Below are 14,740 nucleotides of genomic sequence, written 5' to 3' on the forward strand. Positions count from 1 at the left end.
AGTTGGAATTACTCCACTTGCTGCCGGAAGAATGAATCCTGGTACAACAGCAGTTGGAAAAACAGCACTTAATTTAATCACATTTCATTCAAAGTGCCATTATCGATACTATTAAATGCTGTTTTTCCACTTGCTTGGGCATAAATGTAATAAATTGAATAAATAAGATGCATTTATCCACCTGTTGTGGCCGGAGTCGGTTGCAGGGGTGGTGGCCGAGTGGGTTGAAGACAGTGCCGGAGTTGGTTAACGAGGTATGCCAAGGTGGTTGTGAAGCAGTTACTGCAGCGTTGGCCGCTGTGATTGTTAAGGTAGTGCGTGCGCAGTTACAGTGGCACCCGCCGAAGCGGTTGAAGCGCTAATTACTGACTGTTTGTGGAGGCAGTTACAACCTGCACCAGCACAGGAGAATGGCGGGGAAAAGGCCCGAGGGGAGTTGACTTTATCTGGTTAGCTGGAGGGGAAGCGCATGTGCTATAATGGCAGGAATTCGAACGGCAGTCAGTATGGCCGGTTGCCGCAGATGAAATAGATCTGAAGTCCATAGCCGCCCCAGAGCCGCCTTGGACGATATGTATATGAAGCGGCCGGATGCGGCCGGGTATTCTGATGGTTGTGGAGGAGGTTGTCGAATGTCCCGTTCCTGGTATCGCCGGTTGCTGCTGTCTTATTTCCCTATATTTTTGCTGACGGTGACGATTCTGATCTTTGCCTCATTTGTGTTTATTAATGATATCTCCCGGACGGAGACGAAGAAGGCAGACCGCATCTCCGCCAGCTATCTCAGGGATAGTGTGGACCGGACGATCAAGGAAGCCGAGCTGTCGGTGCTGGATGCGGTAGAGCGGAGCGAGGTCTACAAACGTTATTTCAATACGCAGAGCCAGCCGGACCAGGCGACGATCTATGCGGTTGCCCAGAGTCTGCGCAATCTGATACAGGAATCCTCGTATATCCAGTCGGTGTATTTGTATGACCGGGTGCGTGGAAGCGTTCTAACCGATACGGGGCTGAAGGAGCTGGAGGGATTCGCCGATGAGGACTGGATCAGGGCCATGACTTCGACTCCGGCAGTACCGGAAGGCTGGCAACCGGTCAGGGATTATCATTCGGGTCTGTCCCAGCGTACAGAAATTCGTGTGCTGACAACCAATAAAGCAATGCCGCTTCCTTTCGGCTCCGGGGGAATACTGGTCATCAATATCAAAATGAGTGCCCTGGAGCAGCTCATCGACAGCATGGTTAACCAGCAGCTCTCGTTCATGACTATTCTGGACGGCAATGGCAACACCGTATACCAGGCTCATTCCGATACAGAAGGTGCTGCTGACGGCAAGGTGCTGAACACACTTAAGCTGGAGAGAAACGGCTGGACGTTCGCAAGTGGAATCAAGGCGGGGAATCTGTTCAGCTGGGTCTCTGTGATCTCTTATCTCTGGGTAGCGATTGCGGTGGGGACCGTGGTCTGTGCGGTATTGTATCTGATCTATGTAACCCGGCGCAATTATAAGCCGATCCAGGTGATTATGAACCGGATTGAAGGCCATCAGATCCGCACGATGGATCAGTCTACCGACAGGCCGGACGAGATGATGCTGATTGACGGCGTGCTGGAGAATCTGATTAACCACATGACCGATTATGATACCAAAACCAGGGAGAACCTGCTGCTGCAGCGCAGCAAGCTGTTCACCGATCTGCTGCACAGCGAGCGGCTGGAGCAGGTGACCCGGCGGCTGGAGGAGCTGTCTCCGCTTACCGGTGCGAATGCTTCCTCGCGCTTCATCGTTGTGCTTGGGGAGATCAACCGCTATGAGCAGGTATTCGAGGACCGGTATACCCGGGGGGATCAGAATACGCTGAAGTTTGCCCTGATGAATGTATTTCAGGAATTGGCACGGAATGCGGAGCTGCAGGGATGGGCAGAATGGGTGGGAACCGAACGCGCAGCGATTCTGTTCCTGGCGACTGGCAGCGATCAGGAGATGGAGGCCAAGCTCCGGGTCTTCGCGGAGGATTGCCGCTCCTGGGTCGAGCAGAATCTGCGGATCTCGCTCAGCTTCGGTATCGGCTCCGCTGCCGCCGGGCCGGGGATGATCCGGGAGTCTTATGCGGCCGCCGAATATGTGATGCAGCACAAGCTGCTGATTCATGAGGATATCGTCTTGGCAGGCAGCGGCGAAGCGCGCCAGCCGCTGCTTGAGACGTATAAATATCTGCAGATGATTGCTGAATTCGTGAAGTATTTCCGCATGTCGAGCGGCCAGTGGCGGGAGCAGCTGGAACGGATCTTCGAGTCGTTTGAACAGGATTTCCTGAAGGACGAGGATATCCGTTCCCTGATCCAGGCTATGCTGCAGATGCTGAGCCGGGAAGTGGCGGTGATGTCTGAACAGCTGCAGGACGAGCTGTCAGCAGAGAATGCTGAGGTCCGGCTGAAGCAATTGGAGGAAGCCGAGGCGCTCTATGAAGTGAAAACCATTCTATTCGAATATGTCACCGATCTATTCCGCACCTATGTCTCTGCCAGCGAGACGAAGAGCTACCGGGCCATGGTCAATGAGATGAAGGATTACATCGAAGAGAATTTCACGAATCCCGATCTCTCGCTGAAGCATCTGAGTGACCGGTTCCAGGTCTCCGGCAAATATGCCAGCTATCTGTTCAAGACCGAATTCAAAATGAAGTTCGTGGATTTCCTCACCGAGCTGCGGATGAAGGAAGCGGAGCAGCTGCTGATAGATACGGATTGTTCCCTCCAGGATATCGCACTTCAAGTAGGGTATGCGAATGCCATTTCATTCGGAAGAGTCTTCAAGCGGATTGCCGGCATCACGCCGGGCGATTACCGCTCCTCCAGACGCCGCGAAGCAGCCTCCAGATTGGAGCCGCAGGACTAGCGTAAGCTGGGGAAATGAAGGAATTCCGTTTGATGGTGAAGCATGGGATTCATCTGCCGCATTCGTGTAAGGTACAGGCCGCATTTCTCTTACGCCAACCTCTGAACAAGGGGGGCGAATAGCGATGCGGCCTGTGTTTTTGCTGATATGAAAGCGGTTTATTGTACGAAAATCGTTGGTCTGATAAACCGGATGTCCGAATTCAGGCGCTTTATCGCATCCGAAACAGGTTTATTGTCAGACCTCCGAAAGTTATGGAATACTGTGGTCATCCCGCAGCAGCAAGCAGCCTTGAAACACTGAGGCCGGCCTACATGAACGGGATGAACGAATAAGACATACGGGCATCATCAAGCTCGGGGGTATCATGAAGTCACCATTATAGCCTGCTAAGGCGAGGGAGATGGAACAATGACAGTGAACGTAAACCAAAGAGTTCTGAAGAAGGCAATCGGCATCGGCTTGACCGCAGTAATGGGAGCTACTCTGCTTGCAGGCTGTTCCTCAGACGGTAAATCGAATTCGGCAGCCGGAGGTACAGACGCACCCGGGAAGAGCACGGAACGCGTAACCTTGAAGGTGGAGATCTTCGACCGCGGTAAAACGCCGAAGCAATACACCATTACCAACAACTTCGTGTCCCAGATGATTCAGAAAAATTTCGGTGATCCTAATAATATCAATGTAGAATTTGTCCCGGTGCAGCGTTCTGAAGAAGTGACCAAGTTGAACGTATTGATGGCCAGTAATACGGATGTGCCGGATATTGTCTTCACTTATGATTCCAGTGTCTTCTACCGTTACGCCCAGCAGGGCGGGTTGACCGACGTAGGTTCCTTATTAGAGGAGCACGGCCAGACGCTGAAAAAATTCATTGGTGACGAGACGATGGCCTTCGGCCAGCTCGACGGCAAACAGTTCGCTATCCCTGGTAAACGGGCGATTACAGGCCGCTACGCTTCATACATCCGCCAGGACTGGCTGGATAAGCTGGGGCTGCCGGTACCGAAGAACACCGATGAGCTATACACTACTTTGAAAGCGTTTAAAGAGAAGGACCCGGGCGGTCTTGGCAGCAAAACCATTCCGATGGGCATGTCCCTCGGCTCAGCTCAGCTGGAGACCCTGATCTACTCCTTCATCAAGCCGATCAGCGGCGACCTTACTTACAGCCAGCGCTACGAGCTGCCGCTGCATGAGGGCTTCAAGGATGCGGCACAGTTCCTCAACAAGCTCTACAATGAAGGGCTGGTCAGCAAGGACTTCAGTCTGGATGAAGACAAAGCCCAGGTATCCAAGGATATTCAGAACGGCAACGTCGGCTTCTGGTCGGAGGATGTGGATAGTATGTTTTATGCCGATGGCACTCTTGATAATCTCTACAAGAATGTGCCGGGCAGCAAGGTGCTGCCGGCGGATATCCTCACCAATGCCAAGGTGGACAATAAATATATCAAATCCCGCTATGCCTCGAACGGCATGTACATCATGATCCCTAAGAGCAGCAAGCGTGCGGTGGAAGCGGTGAAATATCTCGATTGGATGGCGACTGGCAACAACCTGATTGACATTTACAACGGTGTTGAAGGCGAGAACTATGATATGGTGGACGGCATCCCGGTCGTTAAGGCTGATGTTTCCCAGGAATTCCAAGACCGTCTGTTCACTTCCGGGGACACCGCGATTATCTCCAACGGTAAGAACCTCGGCGATCAGGCTACCAATGAGAAAGCCTGGGTTCTGGGCTTCCCTGCCAACAATCAGGAGGTGCTGAAGCAGTCCATTGACATTGCCAACACAGATACTGTGGGTCCTATCGTCTTCGGCAAGCCGATTGAATCGGAATCGAAATACGGCACTACGCTCAGCGACAAGCTTAACGTGATTATCGTGAAGACTGCGATGGCGAAGCCGGATCAATTCGATACTATTTTCGAACAGGAAATGAAGGACTACATGTCTCTGGGCGGAGACAAGCTGAAAGCGGAGCTGGAGCAGGCGCTTACAGAGATTTCAGCCAAATAAACTAAAAAAAGTGAAAACCGGGGGGAGCTGGCATGCTGCTCTGCCCGGTTTTTTCTCCATAGGAGGAGAGGAACTTGAGCAAAGCGTCTTACATCAGAAGGTATTGGCAACTATACGCGCTGCTTTCACTGCCCATTATGTATTTCCTGATTTTCCGCTACGGCCCGATGTACGGGGTGCAGATTGCCTTTAAGGATTTCAACCTGTTCCAAGGCATCAACGGCAGTGAGTGGATCGGCTTCGATGCGTTCCGCGAAGTGTTTGGCATGAAGGAGTTTTACAGCAGTCTGCGCAATACGTTTATGCTGAATTTTCTCGATTTGATAGTGTCTTTCCCGGCCCCGATTATTCTGGCTATTATGCTGTATGAAGTGAAGTCGGTATGGTTCAAAAAAATATCACAGACCCTCCTCTACATTCCCCATTTCATTTCCTGGGTGATTATCGGGGGTATCGTCTATCAATTGTTCGGCAACCAATCCGGTATGGTGAACGGTGTACTGGAGAGCATGGGGCTGAATCCTATTCCTTTTTTGACCGAAAAAAATCCATGGCTGATTACCTACCTGTTCACGGGTGTCTGGCAAAGTGCCGGCTGGGGGACCATCCTGTATCTGGCGGCGCTTACCGGTGTCAACCGCGAGCTGTTCGAGGCTGCTGAAGTGGATGGGGCTACCCGGATGAAGAAGATCTTCTACATTACGTTGCCCAGTATCAAACCAACCATTATTACCCTGCTCATTCTCAACCTGGGGAAAATGGTCAGCATCGGCTTCGATCGTCCTTACATCATCGGGAATACGGCAGTGCGCGAATACTCTGATGTGCTTAGTACCTTCGTCTACCGGATTGGTCTGGAATCGGGCCAGTATACGCTGGCAACTGTAGTTGGATTGTTCCAGGCGGTGGTTGGACTGGTGTTCATCCTTGGTTCCAATTATATATCGAAAAAAGTGACCGGCGACGGCATTCTATGATTATACAGAAAGGAGGCGGAGTACGATGAGTGAACGTACCTCTAACCGGATATTCGATATCGTTAACGTTACCTTTATTGCGCTGTTCGTGCTGTTCTGCCTGGCTCCGTTTATACACGTTATTGCGGTGTCCCTCAGCTCCACGCGGGCCATTACTTCCGGGGAAGTTACGATTTTCCCGATTGAGCTGAACTGGAAGGCGTATGTGCAGGTCTTCACCGACAATGCGATGATCCGCTCGCTGATCTTCACCATTATTTTGACGATTGCGACTACGGTATTATGTATGCTTTTCACCGTTGCAGCTGCTTACCCGCTGACCAAAAGCAAGCTGAAGGGCCGTACGATGTTCATGTACCTGATCATCATCACCATGTTCTTCAGCGGTGGTATTATTCCTGAATACCTGCTGATCCGTGATCTGCATATGATCGATTCCGTGTGGTCGCTGATTCTGCCCGGTCTGGTCAGCCCGTTCAACCTGATTATCCTGATCTCCTTCTTCCGCAGCATTCCGCCGAGTCTGGAAGAATCGGCCGAGATTGACGGCAGCTCGCATTTCCGCACCCTCATGAAAATTGTTCTGCCATTATCCATGCCGGTTATGGCTACACTCGCGCTCTTTTATGCGGTGGGACGCTGGAACGGATTCCAGGATTCCCTGATGTATATCAATAATCCCGATCTGTATCCGCTTCAGCTGAAGCTTTTCCAGATGGTTCAGAACAATATGATCACTGAGCTGACGAACCTGGAGGGGGCGGCCCGCACCAAGCTGCCGCCGGAGAGTCTCAAGGCCGCTACTGTCGTCTTCGCCACGGTACCGATTCTGGTCGTCTATCCTTGGCTGCAGAAATATTTCGTCAGTGGTGTTATGCTGGGAGCTGTGAAGGGCTGATTGATATTACTTAGGCGTTGCGAGAGGAGAGACGGTCGTGGAGGATAAGGGAGAATTCTCCTTCTCCACCTGCTGGAATATGAGACGTCATTCTACAGGTGATGGATTACTTAATGAGATCCGGGAGCTGGGGTTCCGCAGGGTGGAGCTGAATTATAATGTGACGGAGGAAATGCTGGTTACCATCGAGCCGATGATTGAACGCGGGGAGATCGGTATATCGAGCGTTCATAATACGTTCCCCCATGTCCCGGACCCTGACTACGGCACGGATTCGGTCCTGCTGGGCTTCGAGGACAAGGAGAAACGGAAGCGGGCGATAGACCTGCTGGTCCGCTCGGCAGAGTACGCTCAGCGTTACGGCGGCGAAGCCGTGGTAGTGCATCCGGGCGAGGTACCGTTCCCGTATGATATCTCCGGGGAGCTGGAGCAGATCTACGAGGGGCAGGGCAGGGATTCGGCAGCTTACCGCAGTAAATGGGCGGAGCTGATGGAGCGGCGTGAAGCGTATAGTACAGGCTATGTGCAGACCATTATCGAGAGTCTGGACGAGGTGTGTAACCGCGCGGTGTCCAAGGGGCTGAATATCCGCTTCGGCATCGAGACCCGCTCCAAGCCGCAGCAGATTCCGACACTGGCGGAAGCGAAGACGATCATCCATGCCTTAAAGGGAGCGCCTGTCGGCATCTGGTACGATACGGGTCACGCTATTCTGATGGACCGTCTGGGCCTGTATGACAGTATCGGGGAAATGGAAGGGCTGATGGATGATATCGTCGGTGTCCATATTCATGAGACGATCGGCCTTGCCGACCACTGGTGCCCTTATGTGAACAGCGGAGATCCGGATTTCTACGATGCTTATCTGCCGATGATTGAACGGGCGCAGGTCAAGGTGTATGAACTGAAGGCGGCCTGCCGCCCGGAAGAGATACATGAGAGCCATCGTCTGCTTACAGCCAAGCTGGCGCGCAGGGGATAGGCAGCAGGCGGATGGGCATCAGAGGAATCAGAGAAATTAGCCAGAGAGCTTCCCGCAAGGAGGAACCTAATGTATAAGCAATTGGTAGAGAGTAATGACAGAGCAGTAGAGCAGGGAATTCCCCGGCAGGTGCTGGATCAGAGCAACCTGTATTATGGAGGGACCCTTGATCCCCATACAGGGATTGCCTGGGTGAATCACACCACGGGTACCCCGACGGATATGTGTTACTGGGGTGCGGCGCTGGTGAACCCGGATTCGAAGTATTACCGGGATGAGGAGCTGCTGGAGCGGCTGAAGCTGGCGACGGAGTTCGTGCTGCGCTTCCAGCATCAGGACGGCTCTATCTCCCCGGGCTGGACGAATTATCATTCGCCGCCGGATACGGCCTTCGTTGTGGTCGGCTACGCGCAGTTATATCAGCTGCTGGCGAAGCAGGAGTGGCCGCCGCTTCAGCCGGTGCTGGACAACATGCTCCTGTTCCTGGAGCAGTCCCTCCCCGTTATGCTTACGGGCGGGGTCCATACGCCGAATCACCGCTGGGTGATGTGCGCGGCGCTTGGGTTTCTCTATGAGCTGTTCGGCAGAGAAGAGGCCCGGCAGCGGGCGGATGAATGGCTGGCGGAAGGAATGGATATTACACCGGACGGGGAATGGACCGAGCGGAGCAACGGCATCTACAGCGCTGTAAGTGATATTATGCTGATTCATGCCGCCCGGCTGCTGGATAAGCCGGAGCTGCTGGAACCGGTGCGCCGTAACCTGCACATGATGGTCTACCTTGTTCACCCGTCCGGCGAAGTCGTGACCGATTATTCCGGGCGGCAGGATCTGGGGGTGCTCCATGATCTGTCTCCTTATTATCTGCCGTATGCGATCCTTGCCCGTTCGGACAAGGACGCCGTGCTGGCGGGTATGGCAGAATGGGCTGGACGCTCCTTGTCCAATCCGGGCGTCTGCTCGGTGAACGCCCTCGTACGTATGCTGCTGGAGCCGGAGCTGCAGCAGCCGCCGGAGGTTACAGCAGAGCTGCCTGTGCAGTATGAGCAAATCCTGAACGGTGATTTCCTGCGGGAGCGCTATCTGCAAAGAATGGAGTCGGCGGGTCACCAGGGACGGATCTACCACAGCCGGCTGCATACCGACTTCGGGGCGCCTGTGGCCCGGCTCAGAGACGGGGCGACCAGCGTGACGCTGATCACGGAGACGCCTTCGTTCTTCGCGATGCGTCACGGTGCTGTAAGGCTGCTGGCCGTGCAGCTGAATACCAGCTTCTATCCCGGATTCGTACCGATGCAGGAGATGACCCGGCTGCCGGAGGGCTATTCTCTGAAGGGCGTGCAGAAGAAGGGCTACTACGGCCCGGTAGAGGGTGCGCTTCTCCCGCCGGAAGCGGGTACGGCTGTCAGTCCGTGGTATCTTTTGCCGCATCAGAGCCGTCCGCTGACCCATGAACAGACGCTGTCTGTGGAGACAGAGGTACACCGTACGGAGACGGGCTGGACGATCCGGCTGCACTGCGCGGAGCCTGCCCAGGTCCTGGCTCAGTTGTCCTTCAAATTCGGCTGGGAGGGGAACTTCGCTTCAGGTGAGCTGGAGCCAGCGGATCAGAACAACTTCACCCTGGGAGAACTGCAGTCCGTGGACGAGGATCACTTCCTGTGGAGCGGCGGGCAGATTCGTTATACTTCTGGCGGAGACTGGATCGACCTGACGGGTGGAGAGATGGCTCATCTCGGCAGAACAGCCCCGGAACCCGGCCCGCCAAAGAGCTTCAAAACCGTGCAGGTCAACTTGGTAACCCCGTTTGACAAGACATTTACGCTAACTCTCTCTCCTGCTCAGTAGAGAAGGCAGAAGTAGTAGCGTGTGGGCGATGGAATGTTCACTTGGATACCAGATCTGATAAAAACACTTATGTGCTCGCAAGACACCAGCATCTTCGGAGAGGCCACTGAAAAAGTCCATAAAGAACTGAAAGAGACATTCGACACAAAGAATGTCTCTTTTTTTCGATACAATTAAAGAATTAAATCAAAGGCTGGTGGTCTTCATGCTTCCTAAGCAGCAAAGTTTTATCTTGAGCCCGTATATCGAACTTTACAATATACTCATTCCAAAAGATAACTTGTTGCGGCGCATGGACGAGTTGGTGGACTTCAGCTTTGTTTATGAGGAACTAAACGAAAGGTATTGCCAAGATAATGGACGAACCGCGGTAGACCCGGTCCGAATGTTTAAATATCTACTGCTTAAATCCATTTATGACTTGTCTGACGGCGATCTTGTGGAACGCACCAAAACCGATTTGTCGTTCAAGTTTTTTCTACATATGGCGCCAGAGGAAGAGGTTATTGATTCTAGTTTACTGAGCAAATTTCGTAAGTTGCGGCTGAAAGATATGAAGTTGCTCGATATACTCATTGGTAAAACGGTGGAGATTGCCATTCAGCAAGGAATCATTCGCAGCAAATCCATTATTGTCGATGCTACCCACACCAAAGCCCGCTATACCCAAAAAAGTCCGCAAGAGTTGCTGCGAGAACGTTCCAAAAAGGTACGAAAAGCAATCTATGCCTTAGATGAATCTATGAAAAGTTCCTTTCCAGTGAAGCCCGTTACGAATGTACTGGAAGATGAAATCGGGTACTGCCAAGATCTCATTGAGGTCATTGAAAAGGACGGACGTTTTACCGGACTCCCCAAGGTCAAAGAACCCTTCAATCTATTGAAAGAAACCGTCGCTGACGATGTTGAACAGTTGCAGACTTCTACTGATCCAGATGCCAAAGTAGGCCACAAAAGCGCAGATTCCTCATTTTTCGGGTACAAGACCCATATCGCGATGAGTGAAGAGCGAATCATTACGGCAGCGACCATTACCACGGGAGAACGAAACGACGGGAAGGAATTGCAAACTCTTATTGAAAAGAGCAAAGCTGCGGGCATGAGCGTAGAGACAGTCATTGGAGACAAGGCCTATTCAGAAAAAGACAATATTGCTTACAGTACGGAGCAGGGCATTGAACTTGTGGCCAAATTACATCCACAGATTACGCAAGGAAACCGAAGAAAAGAAGACGAATTCGATTTTAATAAAGATGCGGGTATGTATGTCTGCAGAGCCGGGCATCTGGCCATTCGAAGAGCACGGCAAGGCAAAAAGGGACAGGGCAAAAACCAAAAGGATACCTATTTTTATGATATTGAAAAGTGTAAGCGATGTCCTTTAAAGGAAGGGTGCTACACAGAAGGCGCTCGGAGTAAGACCTACTCGGTAAGTATAAAGAGCAACGAACATGCCAAGCAAGCTGTGTTTCAGGAAAGTGAACCCTTTAAGGTCAAAGCGAAAGAGCGCTACAAAATAGAAGCCAAGAATAGCGAACTCAAACACAGACACGGGTACGATGTTGCATCTTCCACGGGTTTAGTTGGCATGGAGATTCAAGGAGCCATGGCGATATTCACTGTTAATTTAAAACGAATATTGAAACTCATGGAGTAACCAAAGTTGAAGAAATAGGTAAGAAAAAGACGACGTCCATTCGGAGAAACCGAATAACGTCGTCTTTTAAATACGTTTTTTTACTTTTTCTAAGAAAGGCTAGTTTTTCAGTGGCCTCTCTTCGGAGGCTGGTGTCTTTGGCGTGAGGAAAGGGTTGGCACAATGAGGTGCATTTGTGCACCTGATTTCGGAGAAAGTCGGCGGCAGGTGCGGACTGGAGTGGTTAACCGCTTCTATCTACTTATTGCAAGAGTAATTGGGGATTTCTATTTCCCTGTTTTTTTATCATTTAATAGATTTTTTCCTATTTTATGACTTTTATCATAGTTGTCCATCAGGAAAAGTTTTACATTATTTACAAGTTAGTAAATGCAACTCTATCAGTCCTGAGGAGGATGAGGGCGTATGAGATTGTCTAAGTATAACTACAAACACAGATTAAGCGATGATGTTCTGCTGATCATGAATACATTAACCGGCGCTGTAGACTTGGTTGAGCCTAAGGTAGCCCGTGTTCTTTTTAATAGAAGCTCTGATACATCTGCATTAAACGATCTGGATCCGGAAACGCGTACCCTGCTTAAGAGCAGAGGGTATCTCACGGATATGAACGAAGAACAATATGTCCGCGAATCACTTGAAACCTACTACCGCTCTCATCCGGCCTTACAATTCACAATCTGCCCCACCTACAAATGCAACCTCGCCTGCCCTTATTGCTTCCAATCGGACATTCACCAGGACTCGCCGACGCTTGACCTTGCACAGATTAATGAGATATTTCAGGCGATGGATCAGATGGTGCATCTGAAGCCTGAGGCGGCCGTCCAGTTCGAGCTTTTCGGGGGCGAGCCCTTCCTGGCCCGTAATCAATCTCAGGTGGAGTATATTTTACAGCAGGCTATTGAGCGGAGTTGGCCTATTCTCTCCATTACGAACGGTACCGAGCTCGGTGCGTATTTCCCTTTTCTGCAGAAGCACTCGGCGCATTTCCGCCATATGCAAATCACACTGGACGGCCCGAAGGAGATCCACGACCAGCTGCGTAAATACAGGAACAACAGCGGCAGCTATGATCTTATCTGCTCGAACATTACTTTTCTCCTGGAGCATCATATACCCGTAACCGTCCGAATCAACACAGGCCGGGAGAATGTCCGGCATTTGCCGGAGATGTTCGCCGGGTTCGAGCGGCTTCAGTGGACAAGCTCACCGGATTTCTCCTGCCAGATTGCCCCGATCAATGATAATTTCAATACGGGAAAGGTTGCCGGCTTCCAGCCTGAATCTGATCTTCTGAAGCAGCTTCATGTACTCTTCCCGGATTGGGAAGCCAACCGGCGCAGGTATAAGGTCAGCCTGGGGTATTTCATGGAGAAGAAGCTGCGGATACTCCGCAAAGCTATGTTTGACACTGACGATGACCACTATTACTTCGATCTGTCCGGCTGCAGTGCTTCAAAGCGTCATAATCTCGTATTTGGTGCAGACGGGCGGCTGTATCCTTGTGTTGAAACCGTCGGATTCCCGGATTATTCGATTGGAAGCTACCTTCAAGGGCTGCATTTGGATGAAGAGAAGTGGCAGAGATGGCACCGGGATATCGTGGTGAATGACAAATGCAGTCACTGTAATCTTGCACCTCTCTGTGGGGGCGGCTGCGTACTGAAAGGAAGCAGAGACGGGGAATTAAGGGATTTCGAATCGAACTGCAGCGATACAAGGCAATATCTGAAGACCTATCTCGATCTTCACCGGGACCGTCTGCTCGAAAGCTATTGCCAGTGAGCTCCATTACCCTGATGTCAAGGTATTCACCTTGCCATAAATATTCTTAGAGGAGAGGAGGTAATGTACATGAAATCACTGACGAAGAACAAGGATCTCTGGACGAATCTCTCAGCCAAAGACCTTGAAGAAATTACGGTTCCAATGGCATGTTGCCAGAAAGCATCCATTCAAATCAACAATCCTGCCAAAAAAGCCATCTAACAGCATCCTTATATTTGGGAAATAGCGGGAAGCGCATCCTTATGCCTTCCCGCTGTTCATACCAGGGGGGATAGACATTGTATATTTCAGAATATATTCTTACGTATCGCTTAAGAAACGGCCGTCATCTTATCTTCAATTCCCTGTCAGGCGCAATGGATATTGTGGAAGAGCATATCAGCCGGTTCCTCCAGAATCAACAGCCTGCTGCCTATACTCTCACCGCTGAAGAAGAACAGTTTCTGGCCGGCAGAGGTTATCTGTACAGGGAGCGTGAAGAGGAGCAAGCTCTGATCCGCCGGTACCAAGAATACCAGGATCAGCATGGCTCAAGTGACATTTCCTTTGTGTTCTGCCCTTCCATGACCTGTAATTTGAAATGTGTCTACTGCTTTGAGCCTCAAGAGATCCGCTCCAGCCATGAACGGATGACTGAAGATCAGGTGCAGGCTGCCTTCCTGGCCATGGATCAAATCATGCAGCAGCAGCAGTCCACCCGGCATCATTTTGTTATTTTTGGCGGAGAACCGCTCCTGCCCCTGAACCGCACCATCGTCGGGCTTATTCTTGAGCAGGCCCAAGCAAGGGGAATCACAGGAACGGTCATATCAAATGGGGTGTTCCTGTCACATTATCAGGAATTGCTAGAGCCTTACAAGGACATGCTCAGAATCCAGTTAACCATAGACGGCCCCCAGGCGGTTCATGACCGGCGGCGGATCACCCGGGCCAATGAGGGAACCTTTATGAAAATAACCGCTCAGATTGACTCCTTCCTGGAGCATGATTTCGACATCGCTATTCGTGTCAATCTGGATGGTGAGAATATAGAGCATCTGAATGAACTCCTGGATTTCTTCCAGGAAAGGCAATGGAATGTTTACCCTAACTTCTCGGTTTCACTGTCTCCCGTTGAGAATTATGCAGGGAATTCCGCCCCGGGCCTGCTGCCCAGCTATCAGCTCACGGAATTTATCAAAGCGCATGTGCCAAACGATAAACTACAAAGGCTGAATGCCGCGTTAAACAGTGATCTAACCAGACTCTCCTTGCCATTTGAGAACGTGTTGGGAACAGGTCTCGCGAAAGATAGCTATTTCCCTAACTGTTACTTTTGCGAGGCGGCCGGAGGAAAAACATTCACCTTCTCGCCGGACCACCAGGTCTACCCTTGCACCAGTATTATAGGGGATCAAAAATGGAGTCTCGGAACGTATTATCCGCAGCTTGAGCTGGATGAACAGAAGCTGGCGCTCTGGAAGGAACGTCATGTCTTGAATCAGCCGGAGTGTAAAGGATGCAATATCGCTTTTCTATGCTCCGGGAATTGTCCGGTTCAAGCCGGCCGCACCACCGGTTCGATCTTAGGCGCCTACTGCGGAAATGTGAAGCGTGACCTTGACAGCCATCTGGAGCTGTTGAATGATTCATTCACCGCCTTAAGTTAAATCTTCTCTTACG

Annotated in this window: 10 protein-coding genes; all 10 read left to right on the forward strand. The window is 51.3% G+C overall.

All coding sequences use genetic code 11. The features are described from left to right. Positions 1–632 precede the first annotated feature (632 nt). The 10 genes from MKY86_RS06360 (at position 633) to MKY86_RS06405 (ending at position 14,727) form a co-directional block, all read left to right on the forward strand. Entirely contained in the window at positions 633–2,900 is a 2,268-nt protein-coding gene (locus tag MKY86_RS06360; protein WP_076076407.1) for a helix-turn-helix domain-containing protein, read from the forward strand. Between the two features lie 411 nt (positions 2,901–3,311). Beyond that, positions 3,312–4,925 (forward strand): extracellular solute-binding protein, encoded by a 1,614-nt coding sequence (locus tag MKY86_RS06365; protein WP_076076405.1) that lies wholly within the window; start codon positions 3,312–3,314, stop codon positions 4,923–4,925. A 137-nt stretch (positions 4,926–5,062) separates the two neighbouring features. After that, on the forward strand, positions 5,063–5,902 hold the full coding sequence (locus MKY86_RS06370; protein ID WP_235191891.1) for an ABC transporter permease: 840 nt from the start codon (positions 5,063–5,065) through the stop codon (positions 5,900–5,902). A 25-nt stretch (positions 5,903–5,927) separates the two neighbouring features. After that, positions 5,928–6,800 carry a carbohydrate ABC transporter permease gene (locus MKY86_RS06375; RefSeq protein ID WP_076076402.1) on the forward strand — a complete coding sequence of 291 codons (873 nt, stop codon included), beginning with the start codon at positions 5,928–5,930 and terminating at the stop codon, positions 6,798–6,800. A gap of 79 nt (positions 6,801–6,879) precedes the next feature. Then, positions 6,880–7,782 carry a sugar phosphate isomerase/epimerase family protein gene (locus tag MKY86_RS06380; RefSeq protein ID WP_076076924.1) on the forward strand — a complete coding sequence of 301 codons (903 nt, stop codon included), beginning with the start codon at positions 6,880–6,882 and terminating at the stop codon, positions 7,780–7,782. Positions 7,783–7,851: 69 nt separating this feature from the next. Next, positions 7,852–9,630 carry a hypothetical protein gene (locus MKY86_RS06385; RefSeq protein WP_076076399.1) on the forward strand — a complete coding sequence of 593 codons (1,779 nt, stop codon included), beginning with the start codon at positions 7,852–7,854 and terminating at the stop codon, positions 9,628–9,630. A 205-nt stretch (positions 9,631–9,835) separates the two neighbouring features. Further along, complete coding sequence (locus MKY86_RS06390) at positions 9,836–11,287, forward strand: IS1182 family transposase (RefSeq protein WP_036726139.1); 1,452 nt, start codon at positions 9,836–9,838, stop codon at positions 11,285–11,287. Between the two features lie 405 nt (positions 11,288–11,692). Continuing rightward, positions 11,693–13,075, forward strand: coding sequence for a radical SAM/SPASM domain-containing protein (locus MKY86_RS06395; protein WP_076079738.1), 1,383 nt, complete (start codon positions 11,693–11,695; stop codon positions 13,073–13,075). Between the two features lie 69 nt (positions 13,076–13,144). Further along, a complete protein-coding gene (locus tag MKY86_RS06400) occupies positions 13,145–13,279 on the forward strand; it encodes a hypothetical protein (protein ID WP_339223142.1) in 135 nt (44 codons plus the stop codon). A 77-nt stretch (positions 13,280–13,356) separates the two neighbouring features. Then, entirely contained in the window at positions 13,357–14,727 is a 1,371-nt protein-coding gene (locus MKY86_RS06405; RefSeq protein ID WP_076079737.1) for a radical SAM/SPASM domain-containing protein, read from the forward strand. The last annotated feature ends 13 nt before the right edge of the window (positions 14,728–14,740 follow it).

Source organism: Paenibacillus sp. FSL R7-0333 (genome assembly GCF_038000365.1).
Taxonomy (GTDB): domain Bacteria; phylum Bacillota; class Bacilli; order Paenibacillales; family Paenibacillaceae; genus Paenibacillus_AQ; species Paenibacillus_AQ silagei.